This window comes from Paenibacillus sp. NRS-1782 (assembly GCF_050467685.1).
In the GTDB taxonomy this organism is placed as follows: Bacteria; Bacillota; Bacilli; order Paenibacillales; family Paenibacillaceae; genus Paenibacillus; species Paenibacillus terrae_A.
In genome coordinates this window covers 102,305-119,220 of the sequence record NZ_JBITPH010000009.1, presented here as the reverse complement: position 1 = coordinate 119,220, position 16,916 = coordinate 102,305, and the positions used below count along the sequence as shown (strand labels likewise).

The following is a 16,916-nucleotide window of genomic DNA, read 5'->3' as shown; positions in this document are numbered from 1 at the left end:
TGGAGTGGATATTTTTTTCACTTATCTAATTGTCAGTGATATAACCATTCAATAAATGTTCCACGGATAAAATCCGGTCAAAAAGACTAAAGACTTCTTCCGAATCGTAAAGATTCTCCAATACGCTGACCTCCATCATTAAACGTCCCGAAAGCGTAGCCGTTGTGAGCAATAACGACTGGTTTTTGATGGAAAAATAGATGGTATCCACCCATTCCTCCATAATCGGATACGATATAACTCCCAGATTGGACAAGGTGATGGTAAAATTCCACAGGTGGGATCTTTCAGGCATTGTTTTCATAACCAATTCAAGACACTCTTGTTTATATTTCCGATATGAATTGGAAAACGAAGCAAAAAAGAGCGACAACGCATAAGGAACCCCCCTTTTGAACCATTTGAACGCGGATTTCACCTGTTTTTCCAAATTTCCAGCCCGGAAAAATTGCATTGGTAGGCTTGCGACGTAATTGCCGTGCATAGTTTCCGGCGAGTAGTTATGCAGAAACTTCAAATCCATAGACATGGAGACAAACACGCGTTGCTTGTCGGGAGCATGCTGCAATAGTCCATCAGTCATTCGATAACAGATGTATTCGGTTAATGTCATTTTTAGGCTCCGGCAGCGCCGTAAAATCTCACCAGTCTCCTCTTTGCTGAATCTATACGATTTTTTAATATAACCGCCGCCTTGCTCTGGCCTTCTGCCATAACTCAAATCAACGGTTTCGCCAGCGCTTGTCCCTTTTCCCCTAACCCTGGACATAAAACCGGCAACAAAAACCGGCATCCACATAAAAGCGGAGAATCTTCTTTTCATACGTAACAGCCTGTCTTTGGAGACGTCGCCCTTTGCCGCCTTATTTTCCGACTCGGGATCTGGTTCGCCTGAGTAATATTCCAGCCATCTCTTGATCCAGAAAACCAGGCTCAGCCCATTAGCCACCGCATGGTTCATCGCAAATATCATTGTATATTCATTTATAGGGTAAATACGAAACGGAAGTCTGGCATTGGTCGGTCTGTACTGGGCCAGTACCTCCTTCTCCGTAAAATATTGGGAAAGCTTCAGATTTTCAGCCTCCAGAAATTGTTCCAGCTCTTCCTGAGAAAAACGCCCCCATACAAACGTGTCTTTTTCGAATGGTTCCACCCTTTTGGCTTGCAGCAAAGGGTTGTCCAGGATGAGCGAACGGTAGCTGGAAAACAATTTTTCAGCGTCGATTCTTCTTTTAAAAGTAACCGTTGCGATCATGCTGTTGGATAATATATAATCTTCAGTTCCGAAAAAGTAGGTGCTCGCCAGTTTAATCGCATCCATTTTTCTCCCTCCTTCCCTTCGTTCTTTTATATAAACCCTACTTTTCTGGCATGATCCATCATTAGCTTCGCTTTTTGACCGTCCAGCCTGGACCACTCAAACCCCAGCTCCTGCAAAATACCATCAGTCTTCTTGTTCATCGTCATGAACAATGTTTTGTTTGCTCCCTCAAAAAAGACATTGGAATGAAGAATCCGGGCAACCTTCTGCTCTGTCTCTGATTCATCGTACTTTTCAAACATGTATTCGGTAAAATCCTCCACTGACATCGGCTTTACATTTATATCCGCCTGCTTCAAAAGCTTGGCAAAAGCTATCATGCTAACCTGATGGCTGTTAAACAGATGATAGGTTTCGTTGATTAGATTTTTCCGGTCGAACAGGAGTACAACTGCCTTGGCCACCTCATCCACAAAGAAGAAGTCCATGGTTTTATCTTGAATTGTGGGTAATCGGCCAAGTTTGATCATCGACTTTACCAACGAATAAAATACATTATCCGAAATATTTTCCTGGAATATCCCCGAATTAGAATCAAACACGAGGTTCCGACCCTGAACACATTGGAATCAAGCCCTACTTCCCTTGCTCTTACAATCTCTTTCTCGGCTTCGAGCTTCGTCATCACGTAATAGTTATCAGAGCTTTGTTCGACATTGCAATCATATTCAGTGAACATGATGCTGCTCTGGTCTTCTATCCAGCCACTACCTACGCTGGTGGTGGAAACGAAATTGTAGGTCTTTTTCTTCCCTGTGCCAGCAAATTTGATCAGTCTTGCGTTCCCTTCCACATTGACCGCTTGAAATTCCGAGTAATGCCCAAAATGCTTCACATTTGCCGCCGAGTTAATGATCGTATCAATGCTTCCGACCAAATCCCTATAGTGCTCCCGGCTCAGTCCAAAGCAGGTCCTCGGTTAAATCTCCGCAAAACACGCATACTCTGTCTTTCCAGACATTCTGCCCATCAAGCTCAAGGCCAAAATGGAACTTCAGCTTCGCCCATAGTCTTTCGAGCGCCTCTTCGTCATTCGTTCCCCGAACAGGTACATACACCTTATATTCCGTATTTTGCAGCAGTTGAAACAAAATATGGATTCCCAGATACCCGGTTCCTCCTACCAGCAGAACATTACGGTAGTCAGCCCGTTCAGAAAGATCGATGTTTTCATAACCCTGATTTTTCTTCCGGTATTCTTTGAGACTCTCGCGCATTTTCCAGACAACACCAGGTACGCCGTTTTCTCCGGAAGCTGCCGCTTCCCGTAAGGTGTACACAAATTGTTTTAATCTGTCTTTGGAATACTTAATGTTATCCGCCAAGGCCCGAATCGTCGGATATTGAAAGATGTCGTTAATGCCCACTTCAAAATCAAGCGCCAGCCTCGAAACCACCTGAATCGCCTTGATCGAAATTACCACCCAGCTAAAGAAATGCTCATCAATTCCAATCGACTCTATGCCGAGAATCTCCTGCCATACCTTCTGGATTTTCAAATCAAAGTCATTTCTTGGGCTGCTGACTGTGTGGTCGCTTCCCTGCCATTCAGGCTCGGGTAGTGCCTTCCGGTCAATTTTTCCGCTCGGAGTCATCGGCATGCCATCCAGTTGCATAAGCTGGACGGCACCATATAATCAGGCAGCTCCTGCATAAACTGTCCCCGTAGCTCTTCCGCTCCCGGTTCGTCCTCTGCTGTAAAATACGCCGCCAGATACTTCTCGCCTTGCTTATCTTCCCTCGCGATCACCGCCACTTCCCGGACAAGCGGCTGCTTCATTAGCTGCGCTTCGATTTCCCTCAGCTCAATGCGAAAGCCCCGAATTTTCACCTGATCGTCGATTCTTCCCAAAAATTCGATATTCCCGTCCGGCAGCCAACGCACCAGATCCCCTGTCCGGTACAGCTTCTCTCCAGCTTCGTAAGGATTCGCCACAAACTTCTCCGCCGTTAGCTCCGACCGGTGCAGATATCCCCTGGTCAATCCGTCTCCTGCAATGCACATATCCTCGGCTGCTCCGAGCGGCAGCAGCTTTTGGTTCCTGTCCAAAATGTAAATCCGGGTATTGGCAATCGGTTTTCCAATCGTTACCGATGGATACCCCATATCCTCTTCCCGGTACGTCCACGCGGTTGCAATTACGCTCGATTCGCTCGGACCATAGGCGTACATATACTTCATGCTGTCCTTCCACCGCATAACCAGCTCTTTGGTAATCGCTGATCCACCTGTCACCAGTTTTTTCAGCGTCGGCAGCCTGTCCGGCTCAATCCCTGCCAGATAGGTAGGCGGCAGCAGCAGCGCAATCGTAATTTGGTTTTCGTTCATGAACCGTGCAAATTCGTTCAGATTATTAATAATATCCCGCGAAACCAGATACAGCGTTCCGCCTCCCAACAAAATCGTGAACATTTCCCAGACCGAGGCATCAAACGAACTGCTGGCAAATTGCAGCATCCGGTCCGATCCGTCCACACCCCATTGTTCCTGAAAGAAATGCTGGAGGTTGATGATTCCCTGATGTTCTACCATGACCCCTTTGGGTTTCCACGCGGAACCCGAGGTATAGATGATATAAGCCAAATCCTCCGGCTTGTTAACAGACTCCAGATTGGCATGGTCTAGCTCTATATGCCTTAGGCTTTCATCATCCAAATCCATGATTGCCCCGTGATAAGTGAGCTTGTACTTTTGCATAACCCTTATTTATTTTATCGGTTGGAAGCTTACAAATATTTAATAAAATGTTATATAAGCATCTCTTATGGGGAATTTTGGGGTGCGTAACAAGAAAAAAGATGACTCCTGATGAATTCAGTAATCATCTGATGACAGCCAAAAAAGCTTTCTTTTTCAATCTGTCGAAAAACATACTCTGTACCTGGTTCAGTTTTCCTCACGAACGCTAAGTTGCCCTGTACCTGGTTCATTCAGAACAATTCTTGCTTTGACGTTCGATCCATCTTTACGTTTAAAAGATAGCAGCTGTGTCTGCCCCTTCGTCAACAGAGACTTGAGCATCGTTTCCGTAATCTGCTTGCCAGCATATTCCTTCCAGACGACAAAGCCGCAGCCCTGCTTGTAGTGGCTGCACCCATACCCCTTGCGGCCTTCGATAATGCTCCCGCCACAATTCGACCGCGGGCAGCTGCCTAAAGCCTGCCTTTGGCCCGGCGAAGTGCCCAACGGCTCGGCGGACGAAGCTCGCGCTGCCCCGGCGCTTGAACTACTCCCAGCTGAACCCGATGCAGAAGCAGTACGCCCTCCTGCGCCCGATGGCACTTGCTCCAGTGACGATATTCCGACCGAGTTGTTGGTACGCCGTGACGGAGCGCGTGCTGCCCCTTGGGTGGTGATGCTTCCGCTTGCGTCTCCACTACGGGTGGCTCCCTTACTACCTGAGCGTTTGCCCCTCGCTTCCTCGCCAAAAGCGTTTGCTGGAGCCGGTGGTTGCTGCCTCACCTTGTCAATAATGGATAACGTAAACTTTTTAACGTTATCCATAAACTTTTCCTGGGCAGCTTCTCCCTTGGAAATTTGATGCAGACGGCGTTCCCAATGTCCTGTCATCTCCGGCGAAGCTAGCAGGTCGACCCCCGCGTTGCGGATCAGGTCAATTGCCATTTTCCCCTTATCCGTAATGAGAATCTTTTTGCCTTTCATTTCAATGTAGCCGACCTTCTTCAAACGTTCAATGGTGGCAGCACGTGTCGCAGGCGTACCTAATCCAGCATCCTTCATGACCTCACGTAATTCCTCGTTCTCCATCTGCTTGCCTGCGCTCTCCATTGCTTTTAGCAATGTGCCCTCTGTGTAGCTTTTAGGCGGCTGTGTCGCCTTCTCTTTCATCTCGGCGCGAATACAATCCACCAGACGGCCTGCATCAATCTCAAACTTTTTGTCCGTCCATTCATCTGTTTCCTCTTCTTCCTCTTTCTTCGGTGCTTTGTTCTTTTTTCCTTTATCCTGATCAGCCTTGCTCAGAACTACTTTCCAACCCAAGGACAGAAGCTCCTTAATACTTGTTTTGAACAGATGCTTGTCCACTTGGGTTATCACAGTATGCATTTTATATTCGGCAGGCGGGAAGAAATGTGACAAAAACCTGCGGATGATCAGGTCATATACATTTTGTTCCTCCTTACTGAGCGTTCCCGGTCTTTTCAGCGTAGGCAATATAGCATGGTGATCCTCAACACGGGCTGGATTGCAGACAGCTTTATTCTGTTTATGGACCAAATTGGGGTTCGCTTGCTGTACCAGATCAGCATAAGGACCTGTGCCCAGCATACGAAGCGCCTTGTGCATACCGTCTATATTTTGATCCGTTACATAGTTGGAATTAGTACGCGGATAGGAAATGACCTTATGCCGCTCATAGAGCGCTTGTGCTACATCCAGTGTTTTTTTGGCTGAATAACTATACTTGGCATTCGCCTCACGTTGAAGCAGTGTCAAATCGTACAGCTTGAAAGGATATTCCTTCGTCTGCTTCGTATCATATTTTGTGATTTCACCTGTTTTTCCGCGAACTGCCGCTGCTATCGCCTCAGCTTCTTCCGGCTTGGTCAGCCGATCTCCTTGCCACGCACCTTTATACTTGGTCTGATCTTGCTTAAACTCTGCCCACACGTCATAAAAGGTTTGAGACTGAAACGCTTCAATTTCCTTTTCCCGGTCATGAATCAATGCCAGTACAGGAGTCTGCACCCGTCCGACCGACAGTAACGCGTTATGCCGTGTTGTAAAGGCTCTGGAAGCATTCATACCGATTAACCAGTCTGCTTCACTTCGTGCCCGCGCAGCCTGAGTTAGAAATTCAAACTCCGATGCATCTCGCAAACGTTCAAAGCCTACTGCAATACTCTCCGCCGTTAAATCTGAGATCCAAAGTCGCTTGACCGGCTGACGAAGCTTTAACTGCTGTTGAATCAAGGCAAAAATATATTGCCCCTCTCGCCCCGCATCACAAGCATTCACGACTGCATTACAGCGTTTGGCCAACTCACCAATTATTTTCAGCTGATCTTTTGTTTTCGGATTCGGTACAATTTTAAACTGCTCAGGGATAATCGGAAGATCTTTAATATTCCATCGTTTGTACTTGGCATCGTATGCATCCGGCTCAGCGAGACCCAACAAATGGCCGATCGCCCAAGTTACAATGTATTTCTCCCCCTCCAAATAGGTACGGTTATTTTTGGCCCTCGGCTCCATAACAGCCGCAATAGTGCGTCCCATATCCGGTTTTTCAGCAATAATTAACGTCTTCATTCATATTCCATTCCTTCCTGACGGCCTTCTGCTTCCCTTCCTTGACTCACACGTAATAAACGAAAGGTAAATGAAATACAGGCAGGGCCTCACGCAAAAGGAGCCTTCTCCCGGCGAAAGCTCCTTTGTCCATTCATTTGGTCTAGCGCTCCAACAATATACGTGTATTATACCATAGATACCAACATTCTCTCAGGTGATGATTTACGAAGCCTTGTAACGCTAATAGTTACTGTCATTATCCATAAGGTCTATGTAAAAGAGCTATACAGGAAGATGATTTAAATGAATTTTCATCTAAAATCACTCCCCACATAACCACAAGAGTTATATTTATGTTATTATATATAACACATAAAACAAATTTTTGATTATTACCGCAAAATAATTTCATTTTTCAATAAAAAAGCTATACTTCACTCCTGTTTTTATGTTATGATCGCTGTATAAAACAGATCTAGAAATTTTAATAAAGTCATATTATATGACATTAAATTCACATCCCTTTACATACAATGATAACAAATAATGTTTTAGAAAAATCTCGTAATTCAATGGTATCCATTCGCATTTTACTAACCTGAGCACGCTAGTCCTTTAAACGCAACAAAGCCCCATCCGAGGATGGAGCTTTGACTGGATAACTAATATATAAATTATATTTACACCAAAACGGTAGCGCCCATCAGGTATTTATCGACCTCACGTGCGGCTTCCCGACCTTCATTAATGGCCCACACGACAAGGCTTTGCCCGCGACGCATATCACCAGCAGCAAAAACCTTATCTACATTCGTAACATATTTCCCGTAACGTGCTTTCACGTTGGAACGACGATCCGTTTCCAAACCCATTTGCTCCACAATCGTTTGCTCAGGACCGTCGAATCCAATCGCAATGAGAGCAATCTGTGCCGGGAATACGCGCTCCGTACCCGGAACCGGCTGATAGATTTTACACCCCGTTTCATCGACAATACGCTGAATTTGAATCGTGTGCAGCTCTTTCAAATTACCGTTCTCATCACCTACAAACTTCGTTGTCATGATGGAGAACTCACGCGGATCTTCCCCGAATATCGCCTTCGCTTCCTGCTGTGCATAATCGAGAGAGTACACGTTTGGAAATTGTGGCCAAGGATTGGCAATTGGGTCACGTTCCAAAGGAGCTTTGGCATGTGTGCCAAATTGAGTGACGCTTCGACAGCCATGACGTAAAGAAGTAGCTACACAATCCGAACCTGTATCACCACCACCGATTACAATAACATCCTTACCTTGAGAGGACAAATAGTTGCCATCTTCCAGGTTGGAATCCAGGTAGCTCTTGATGGTACCGTTCAAATAATCCATCGCATAATGAACGCCATTCAAATCGCTACCTTCAATGTTGAATTCTCTCGGCTTTGTGGAGCCACCACACAGTACAACCGCATCATACTCAGCATTCAGCTGATCGGTAGGAATATCCTTTCCAATCTCTGTATTCGTAATGAACTGAATGCCCTCCGCCTCCAGTAAATCCACACGACGCTGAACAACCTTTTTGTCCAGCTTCATGGAAGGGATGCCATACATCAGCAGCCCGCCAACACGATCCGCACGCTCATACACAGTTACGCTGTGTCCTGCTTTGTTAAGCTGCGCAGCAGCAGCCAGTCCTGCCGGACCCGAGCCGACAATAGCCACTCGTCTGCCTGTACGCTTCTCCGGCGGATTAGGGACAACCCAGCCTTCCTCAAAGCCTTTTTCGATAATAGCTTCCTCAATCGTCTTGATTGTAACAGATTGCCCGATCAGGCCGACCGTACAGGAACCTTCACAAGGTGCAGGACAGACACGCCCAGTAAATTCCGGGAAATTATTTGTTTTGTGTAGCCGATCCAGTGCTTCCTTCCACAAACCGCGATATACGAGATTGTTCCATTCTGGAATAAGATTATGAACCGGGCAGCCCAAAGTCGCTCCCATAATGTCCATTCCCGTATGACAATAAGGAGTTCCGCAGTCCATACAACGTGCCCCTTGGGTACGCAGCTCTTCTTCGGACATATGCTTATGGAATTCTTCCCAATCTTTAATACGCTCTGCCGGATCCCGATCTGTAGGAAGCTGTCGTGTGTATTCCATAAATCCAGTTGGTGTAGACATGTTACGTTCCCCCATCTCTTCGCTTATGAACCCCGTTCATCCATTCAGAATTTGAGCTAAAATTCGAATTTGTCTGTTTGTATCATGAAAGGATCTATTCTCGTTGAATTTGATTTATTGTATCACAATACAGCGCAAAAGTAATGAAAACTTATGCAACTTTCTGCATCAACAGCCAAAAGGATTTTTTATATGGTTCATTAATTTTTCAAATGAGTGAGGTCAAATGTATCCCAATCTTACTTCGTCCTCTCGTAAACGACAAAACGGTAGTCATACGGGTTTCTTTCATCCTTGACACCGGGAGTCTCACTGACTACATTCCAGCCGTTCCAATCCAGCTCAGGAAAAGTCGTATCTCCCTCGAAATTCTCATCAATCCTGGTGACGATTAGCCGATCAGCATGTGTCCAGAACAGTGAATAAATCTCTGCACCGCCGATGATCATCAGTTCTTCCTGAGCCGCCAATCGGAGACCTTCTTCCATATAATGGATCACTTCTGCGCCCTCCGCCAGATAGCTCTGATCACGGGTCAAAATAACGTTACGCCGCTTAGGCAGGCTTTTTCCGCCAAAGGATTCCCATGTTTTACGCCCCATAAGTACGGTTTTTCCGACCGTCTGCTCCTTGAAAAATGCCATATCTCTCGGCAGGCGCCAAGGAAGGCTGTTATCCCGGCCAATGACGTCGTTTTGTGCCATAGCCCAGATCATCGAAATGCTCATAACTCACAGCTCCCCCAAATCAGATAGCGACTGGCGCCTTGATACCCGGATGATATTCATAGTTCTCAAAAGTAAAGTCCTCGTACGTATAATCAAATATCGAATCCGGTTTACGAAGGATTTTGAGCTGAGGCAACGGATAAGGATCACGCTCCAGCTGCGTATGCACTTGTTGCATATGATTTGAATAAATATGCACATCGCCGCCTGACCAAATGAATTCGCCCGGCTCCAAACCACACTGCTGTGCAACCATATGCGTTAGCAATGCATAACTGGCGATATTGAAAGGAAGGCCAAGGAAGGTATCGACTGAACGCATGGTCAGCATGCAGGAAAGCTTCCCTCTGGCCACATAAAACTGAAATACAAAATGGCATGGCGGGAGCTTCATAGAATCGATTTCAGCCACATTCCAGGCGCTGACGATATGTCGTCGGGAATCCGGGTTGTTTTTAATCGCTTCAATGACATTTGCAATCTGATCGATATGTTGTCCGTCTGTTGTTTCCCACGCACGCCATTGCGATCCATATACAGGGCCCAGATTCCCCTGCTCATCTGCCCATTCGTCCCAAATGGTAACCCCGTTCTCCTTGAGATAAGAAATGTTGGTATCTCCCCGCAAGAACCACAGCAACTCATGGATAACGGATTTTAAATGTACTCTTTTCGTTGTCATCAAGGGAAAACCCTTGGCCAGATCAAAGCGGAGCTGTCTTCCAAAAACAGAAAGTGTTCCCGTCCCTGTACGGTCCTCTTTTTTTACTCCATTCTCCAATATATCCTCCAGCAGTTCCAAGTAATTGCGCACTTTATTTCTCTCCTTTAAGCATGAATAAACACCAGTATTCATAAAATCTGGACGTAACTGAACGTAAAACCGTTTCACGTTAACGAACAGCATCCAGTATTCCAAAGCCCGCAGCGTCAAATTCTAATCTGGAAAAGACCTGCTATTCTGCACCCATATCTATATTTAGTTTATCATGGACTACGCATTATTGACTATCCACTGTGTGAATTTTCATCGTCGTCCTGAAAATCCTAAAATATGAAAAAAAGAGGCAAAGAACGCAGATATAGCGCTCCTTGCCTCTCTTTCCATGTATGAAAATCAAAAACGAGATAATGAATTGGGATTAGCGACGTGGTGCCAATGCATGGATCGGATGACCCAGCACGACTTCCGCTGCTTCCATAACGATTTCGCCCAATGTAGGGTGAGCATGAATAGTCAAGGAGATATCTTCGAGTGTAGCACCCATTTCAATCGCCAGACCCAGCTCAGCAATAAGGTTGGAAGCTTCCAGACCTACGATTTGCGTACCCAGTACCAGACCTGTGTCTGCGTCAGCTACGATTTTAACAAAGCCTTCAGTAGCGTTCAGGGAAACGGCACGACCGTTTGCTCCATAAGAGAACTTGCCAACTTTGACATTGTGGCCTTTTTCTTTGGCTTGTGTCTCAGTGTAGCCTACGCTGGAGCATTCTGGATCTGTGAAAACAACAGCTGGAATACATTTGTAGTCTACTACAGACGGTTCGCCTGCGATCGCTTCAGCAGCCACTTTACCTTCGTAAGAAGCTTTGTGAGCCAGAGCAAGACCAGCAACGATATCGCCGATTGCAAAAATATGAGGAATGCTAGTGCGTCCTTGGTGGTCAACTTTCACCAGTCCGCGCTCATCCAGTTCTACACCGATCATATCCAGACCCAGTTCACCGTCCGTGTTTGGACGACGTCCAACGGTCACAAGCAGGTAATCAGCAGTTACTTCTTTGCTTTCGCCGTTAACGGAGAATTTCACCGTTACGTCATTATCTGTTTGTTCTGCACTTTCCGCTTTAGCACCAGTAAAGATTTCAATACCGGTTTTCTTCATGCTCTTCGCAACGATTGAAGTCATATCCTTGTCGAAGCCAGGAAGAACAGTATCCATACCTTCAATGATTGTTACTTTGGAACCGAATTTGGAGTACATTTGTCCAAGCTCTGCACCAATGTATCCACCGCCGATTACGATCAGGCTTTTCGGAATTTCAGGCAAGTTCAACGCTTCTGTAGAAGACAGAATACGTCCGCCAAACGGAAATGGTTTCAATTCGATTGGACGGGAACCAGTTGCGATAATCGCATTTTTAAAACGGTAGCGTGGTGATTCATGTTCGTTGAATACACGCGCTTCGTTTTCGTTGATGAACATACACTCACCATTGAAAACTTCAACCTTGTTGCCTTTGAGCAGACCGCTTACGCCGCCAGTCATTTTCTTAACAACACTGTTTTTGAATTCTTGTGTTTTAGCAAAGTCAACTTTTACGTTCTCAGCAGTAATACCGAAAGACTCGCCGTGTTGGGCAGCTTCGTATTGATGAGCTGCAGAGATCAAAGCTTTGGAAGGAATACATCCACGGTTCAGACAGACACCGCCCAGCTCCGATTGGTCAACGATCAATACGCTTTGTCCCAATTGTGCAGCACGGATAGCAGCTACATAGCCGCCAGGACCCGCACCGATAACCAATGTGTCAATATCCAGAGAAGCGTCTCCTACTACCATTGATTACACCTCCATAACAAGCAACTCAGGGTTAGCGAGCAGCTGTTTAATATAGTTCATGAAGTTTTGAGCAGTTGCACCGTCAATAATACGGTGGTCAAAGCTCAAAGAAAGAGCCATTACAGGAGCGGCAACAATTTCACCGTTTTTCACGACTGCTTTTTCACTGATACGGCCAGTTCCCAAGATCGCAACTTCAGGGAAGTTGATGATTGGAGTAAAGAACATACCGCCTGCAGAGCCGATGTTAGAGATAGAAATTGTGCTTCCTCTCATCTCATTGGCAGCCAGTTTACCATCACGACCGCGTACAGCCAGATCACGAATGGAATCAGCAATCATCCAGATGCTCTTACGGTCAGCATCTTTAATTACAGGAACGATTAGACCGTTGTCTGTATCTGTAGCAATACCGATGTTGTAGTATTTTTTGTAGACGATTTCATTTGCTTCTTCGTCGATCGAGGCATTCAGAGCCGGGAATTGACGGGAAGCTGCAACCAATGCTTTTACGATGAATGGCAGGTATGTTACTTTTGTGCCTTTCTTCTCAGCGATTGGTTTCATACGAGTACGGAAAGCAACCAGCTCGGTTACGTCCACTTCGTCCATAATCGTAACGTGTGGAGCTGTGTAAGCCGATTTAACCATAGCGTTGGAAATCGCTTTGCGGATACCTTTAAATGGTACGCGATCTTCCTCAGCACGCAGATCTGCTGCTGGCGCGGATGGCGCTGCAGCTTTCGCTTCTTTTTTAGCTGGCTCTTGTGCTTTTGCAGTTTCTTTCGCTGCTGGTGCAGCCGCTTGGCCTCCACCATTTTTGAAAGCTTCTACATCTTCTTTAGTGATTTTACCATTTTTCCCAGATCCACTCACTTGAGCGATGTTTACACCTTGCTCACGTGCAAATTTGCGTACACTAGGAGTAGCCAGCACGTCTTTATTAGTTGCAGCAGGAGTTGCAACTGGTTTTGTGTTAGCTCCGCCTTGTGCAGCATCCTGTTCTTGTTTAGCGGCAGCCGGTGCTTCTTCTTGTTCAGGAAGCTCACCCTCTGCAGCAATTACTGCCACAACTTGACCTACGTTAAAGATATCTCCGTCTTTGGCAAATACTTCTTGAATCGTACCATTGACTGGACATGGAACTTCAACTACAGCCTTGTCGTTTTGTACTTCCATGATGATATCTTCATCTGTTACTTTATCGCCGGGCTTGATGTGCATCTTGATGATTTCGCCTTCGTGAAGACCTTCGCCCAGCTCTGGGAATTTATATTCAAATCTAGCTGTACCTGCAGCTCCGCCTTGTGCAGCAGCACTTGGCTCAGAGCTAGCAGCTGGTGCTTCTTCCTGTTCAGGAAGTTCACCTTCTGCATCGATTACAGCTACGACTTGACCTATGTTAAAGATGTCTCCGTCTTTGGCAAATACTTCTTGAACCGTACCATTGACCGGACATGGAACTTCAACTACAGCCTTGTCATTTTGTACTTCCATGATGATATCTTCATCTGTTACTTTGTCGCCGGGCTTGATGTGCATCTTGATGATTTCGCCTTCGTGAAGACCTTCACCCAGCTCCGGAAATTTATATTCAAATTTAGCCACGTTTAAAACCTCCCAAATTTACGGTGTGCTTTAATTAAAATTCCAGTACTTTATTAACCGCATCAATGATACGTGTTGGCGTTGGCAACCAAGTATCTTCAATTTGAGCAAAAGGATAAATGGTATCCGGACCTGCCACACGCAAAACGGGCGCTTCCAGATGCAGAATTGCTTTTTCGTTAATTTGTGCAATCACTTCAGCAGCTACGCCAGAGCTCTTTTGTGCTTCTTGAACAACGATGGCACGATTTGTTTTTTGAATGGAAGCCACGATTGTATCAATGTCAATTGGGCTAACGGTACGCAGGTCAATAATTTCGACTTTAATACCTTTTGTTTTTTCCAGTTCATCAGCAGCTTTGACAGAAGTGTGTACCATCAAACCATAAGTGATGATTGTAACATCGGAACCTTCACGAACTACGTTCGCTTTACCCAGTTCAACTGTGTAATCATCCTCAGGAACTTCAGCGCGGAATGCATGGTACAAGTTCAAATGCTCCATGAAAAATACTGGATCGTTATCGCGAATAGCGGCGATCATCAGACCTTTTGCATCGTAAGGATTGGAAGGGACAACAACCTTGATACCTGGTGTTTGAGCCAGAAGTCCTTCCAGGGAATCTGTATGCAGCTCAGCAGCTTTAACCCCGCCGCCAAAAGGCGTACGGAATACGATTGGAGAATTGTAGCGTCCACCGGAACGGTAGCGCATACGGGATGCTTGAATTGCCATTTGGTCGAGTGCTTCAAAGATAAAGCCTACGAACTGGATTTCAGCTACAGGGCGGAAACCTTGGATACCCAGACCCACAGCAAGACCCCCGATTGCGGATTCCGCCAACGGAGTATCAAATACACGTTCTTCGCCAAACTCTTTTTGCAGACCTTCTGTTGCGCGGAATACACCGCCTACATGACCTACATCTTCACCGAAAAGCAGGACGTTAGGGTCGCGTTTCAACTCTACGCGCAGTGCGTCACGAATCGCTTCTTTCATGTTCATTTGTGCCATTTGCTTCATTTCCTCCTTAAACATTGACAGATCAGTTTCAGTTCAGATCCAATTAAAAGACAGACCGGATCGGGATGCCGCCCGGTCTCTCTGATTTATTTCAAGCTCAATTATTTAAAATCAGCTTTTTGTTCTTCCAGATGCTTAGGCGTAGATTCGAACATGCTGTCGATCAGACCGGAAATAGTCATTTTTTCTGTTTTCTCGGCTTTTTTGATCTCTTCGTTCACTTTCGCTTTAGCTTCTTCTTTTACGCGAGCTGTATCTTCTTCAGTCCAAAGACCTTTTTTCTCAAGGTATTTCGCAAAACGGGCAATCGGATCTTTCGCATTCCATTCGCCCTCTTCTTCTTTCGAACGATACTTACTTGCATCGTCAGACAGGGAATGTGGACGGAAACGGTAAGTTACAGCTTCGATCAATGTTGCGCCTTCGCCGTTACGTCCGCGTTCAGCAGCTTCTTGAACAGCCTTGATAACTGCGAGTACGTCCATTCCGTCGATTTTCACGCCTTTGATACCGGCAGCAATCGCTTTGTGAGCGATCGAAAGAGCAGCCGTTTGCTTCGCAAATGGAGTTGTGATTGCGTAGCCATTGTTTTGCACAAAGAAAATAACTGGCAGCTTGTAAACACCGGCATAGTTCAGGCCTTCGTAGAAGTCACCTTCGGAAGAACCGCCGTCACCTGTATATGTAATGGCGACATGTTTTTGTTTTTTCAGTTTGTATCCCATTGCAATGCCCATAGCGTGCAAAATCTGCGCGCCGATGATGATTTGCGGCATCAATACATTAACACCGTCCGGCACTTGGCCGCCGTGTTGATGACCACGGGAATACAGGAATGCTTGATATAATGGCAGGCCATGCCAAACGATTTGCGGAATATCGCGGTAGCCTGGTGCAATAAAGTCTTCTTTTTGGAGTGCATATTCACTACCAATCATTGTTGCTTCTTGTCCGGATACCGGAGCGTAGAAGCCGAGACGTCCTTGACGCCCTAAGTTAACGGCACGGTCATCCCAAGTACGTGTAAATACCATTCGATACATAATTTCTTTCAATTGATCATCTGTAAGTTTAGGCAACATATCTTTATTGATAATTTCACCATCCGGAGAAAGCACGGACAGAGCCTCAACTTCCTCTGTGTACACTTCATAAGGAACCTTGCTCATTTTCTTCACCTCAACAAAAAAATTTGAATATCAAGTTCCGCTGTTATAGGATTATTATACACCTGTTATATTGCTTGCGTCAAAGATTTAGTTATTTTTTTTGAGTCCACCACATTTTTGTGTGTGTAACAGGAAACATTTTTTACTATAACAGCTTAGTACATGATTGAAATTTTAAACATCTATTGCAATCAGGGTAATCTTAACTTATTGTGATCCCGAATGCAAAATTATACCCCAGAAAGGTGACAAATAATGACGGATTCCCGGTACTTGAAACGAACCATCCTAAAAGACGAAATAAACAGCCGCTTTCTTGGCGAACCCAGAACACTCCGTATTTATTTACCTCCCGGCTATAATGAAATTTTGAGCTACCCGGTCGTTTACTGTCAGGACGGAGAGGAATTTTTCAATTTTGGCCGTATAGCAACACAGGCAAACCGTCTCATTCTGGACGAAGGCGTTGAGCCTTTCATCATCGTCGGCGTGGAAGTCAACACGAAAATCAGAACTCAGGAGTATGCTCCCTTTGGCAATCGCTTTGAAGCGTACACTGCCTGTTTTGCAGAAGAGATTATTCCCTATGTGGAACAGAAGTATCCTATAAGAAGAGATGCATCGTCCCGGATTCTGGCTGGAGATTCACTAGGAGGCAGTGTGTCTCTGCATTTGGCCTTGCTGTATCCCCAACTGTTCAATCGTATTATCAGCCTGTCCGGTGCTTACTATGAAGCTTCACAAGAAATTATCGCTCGTGAGCGTGATCTGTCCCATCTGCGGGTGTGGATGACGGTTGGTCTTCAAGAAGATGCGTTTGAGAGCGACACCGGCATTTACAATTTTGTAGAGCTTAACCGCCAATGCGCAAATTTGCTGCTCGTACGGAACGCCGATGTTTCCTATCGAGAAAAGGATGGCAAGCATTTATGGGGCTTTTGGCAAAATGAGCTACCTGACGCGCTAATGTATTTTTTAGATCGCTCCTGAGTGAAGCTTTTCCAAAGCTACAGAGATGACCAGGGATTGAGCATTTGTTGACCAGATTAGGTCGTTATGCTCTTTCCTCTTTCT

The 16,916-nt window shown here is 45.7% G+C and carries 14 protein-coding genes; 1 reads left to right on the top strand and 13 read right to left on the bottom strand.

Annotation, left to right across the window (positions count from 1 at the left end):
- Positions 1–25: 25 nt before the first annotated feature.
- The 13 genes from ACIFQM_RS02770 to pdhA all read right to left on the bottom strand — a co-directional run bounded on the left by ACIFQM_RS02770 (position 26) and on the right by pdhA (position 15,842).
- Positions 26–1,324 (bottom strand): hypothetical protein, encoded by a 1,299-nt coding sequence (locus tag ACIFQM_RS02770; RefSeq protein ID WP_430041109.1) that lies wholly within the window; start codon positions 1,322–1,324, stop codon positions 26–28.
- A 26-nt stretch (positions 1,325–1,350) separates the two neighbouring features.
- Positions 1,351–1,794 (bottom strand): hypothetical protein, encoded by a 444-nt coding sequence (locus tag ACIFQM_RS02765; protein ID WP_430041108.1) that lies wholly within the window; start codon positions 1,792–1,794, stop codon positions 1,351–1,353.
- A gap of 5 nt (positions 1,795–1,799) precedes the next feature.
- Positions 1,800–2,201, bottom strand: coding sequence for an SDR family oxidoreductase (locus tag ACIFQM_RS02760; protein ID WP_430041107.1), 402 nt, complete (start codon positions 2,199–2,201; stop codon positions 1,800–1,802).
- A gap of 4 nt (positions 2,202–2,205) precedes the next feature.
- Positions 2,206–2,940 (bottom strand): SDR family oxidoreductase, encoded by a 735-nt coding sequence (locus ACIFQM_RS02755; protein ID WP_430041106.1) that lies wholly within the window; start codon positions 2,938–2,940, stop codon positions 2,206–2,208.
- The gene (locus ACIFQM_RS02750) at positions 2,916–3,986 is read right to left on the bottom strand and encodes an amino acid adenylation domain-containing protein (RefSeq protein WP_430041105.1); all 1,071 of its coding nucleotides are present in this window, start codon (positions 3,984–3,986) and stop codon (positions 2,916–2,918) included. The genes ACIFQM_RS02755 and ACIFQM_RS02750 overlap by 25 nt, the downstream gene beginning before the upstream one ends.
- Before the next feature lie 225 nt (positions 3,987–4,211).
- The gene (locus ACIFQM_RS02745) at positions 4,212–6,599 is read right to left on the bottom strand and encodes a DNA topoisomerase 3 (RefSeq protein ID WP_430041104.1); all 2,388 of its coding nucleotides are present in this window, start codon (positions 6,597–6,599) and stop codon (positions 4,212–4,214) included.
- A 662-nt stretch (positions 6,600–7,261) separates the two neighbouring features.
- Positions 7,262–8,749, bottom strand: a complete 1,488-nt coding sequence (locus tag ACIFQM_RS02740) for a glutamate synthase subunit beta (protein WP_430041103.1) — start codon at positions 8,747–8,749, stop codon at positions 7,262–7,264.
- Positions 8,750–8,988: 239 nt separating this feature from the next.
- The gene (locus ACIFQM_RS02735; protein WP_430041102.1) at positions 8,989–9,477 is read right to left on the bottom strand and encodes a dihydrofolate reductase; all 489 of its coding nucleotides are present in this window, start codon (positions 9,475–9,477) and stop codon (positions 8,989–8,991) included.
- 19 nt (positions 9,478–9,496) lie between these two features.
- Complete coding sequence (thyA, locus tag ACIFQM_RS02730) at positions 9,497–10,291, bottom strand: thymidylate synthase (RefSeq protein ID WP_430041100.1); 795 nt, start codon at positions 10,289–10,291, stop codon at positions 9,497–9,499.
- Between the two features lie 328 nt (positions 10,292–10,619).
- Positions 10,620–12,041: a dihydrolipoyl dehydrogenase gene (lpdA, locus tag ACIFQM_RS02725; protein ID WP_430043825.1), complete on the bottom strand. Its 1,422-nt coding sequence runs from the start codon at positions 12,039–12,041 to the stop codon at positions 10,620–10,622.
- Positions 12,042–12,044: 3 nt separating this feature from the next.
- Positions 12,045–13,649, bottom strand: a complete 1,605-nt coding sequence (locus tag ACIFQM_RS02720) for a 2-oxo acid dehydrogenase subunit E2 (RefSeq protein WP_430043823.1) — start codon at positions 13,647–13,649, stop codon at positions 12,045–12,047.
- Between the two features lie 34 nt (positions 13,650–13,683).
- On the bottom strand, positions 13,684–14,664 hold the full coding sequence (locus tag ACIFQM_RS02715) for an alpha-ketoacid dehydrogenase subunit beta (protein ID WP_430043820.1): 981 nt from the start codon (positions 14,662–14,664) through the stop codon (positions 13,684–13,686).
- Positions 14,665–14,774: 110 nt separating this feature from the next.
- On the bottom strand, positions 14,775–15,842 hold the full coding sequence (gene pdhA, locus ACIFQM_RS02710; protein ID WP_430043819.1) for a pyruvate dehydrogenase (acetyl-transferring) E1 component subunit alpha: 1,068 nt from the start codon (positions 15,840–15,842) through the stop codon (positions 14,775–14,777).
- A 255-nt stretch (positions 15,843–16,097) separates the two neighbouring features.
- Between pdhA and ACIFQM_RS02705 the strand changes: the two genes are divergently transcribed.
- Positions 16,098–16,832: an alpha/beta hydrolase gene (locus ACIFQM_RS02705; RefSeq protein WP_430043817.1), complete on the top strand. Its 735-nt coding sequence runs from the start codon at positions 16,098–16,100 to the stop codon at positions 16,830–16,832.
- The last annotated feature ends 84 nt before the right edge of the window (positions 16,833–16,916 follow it).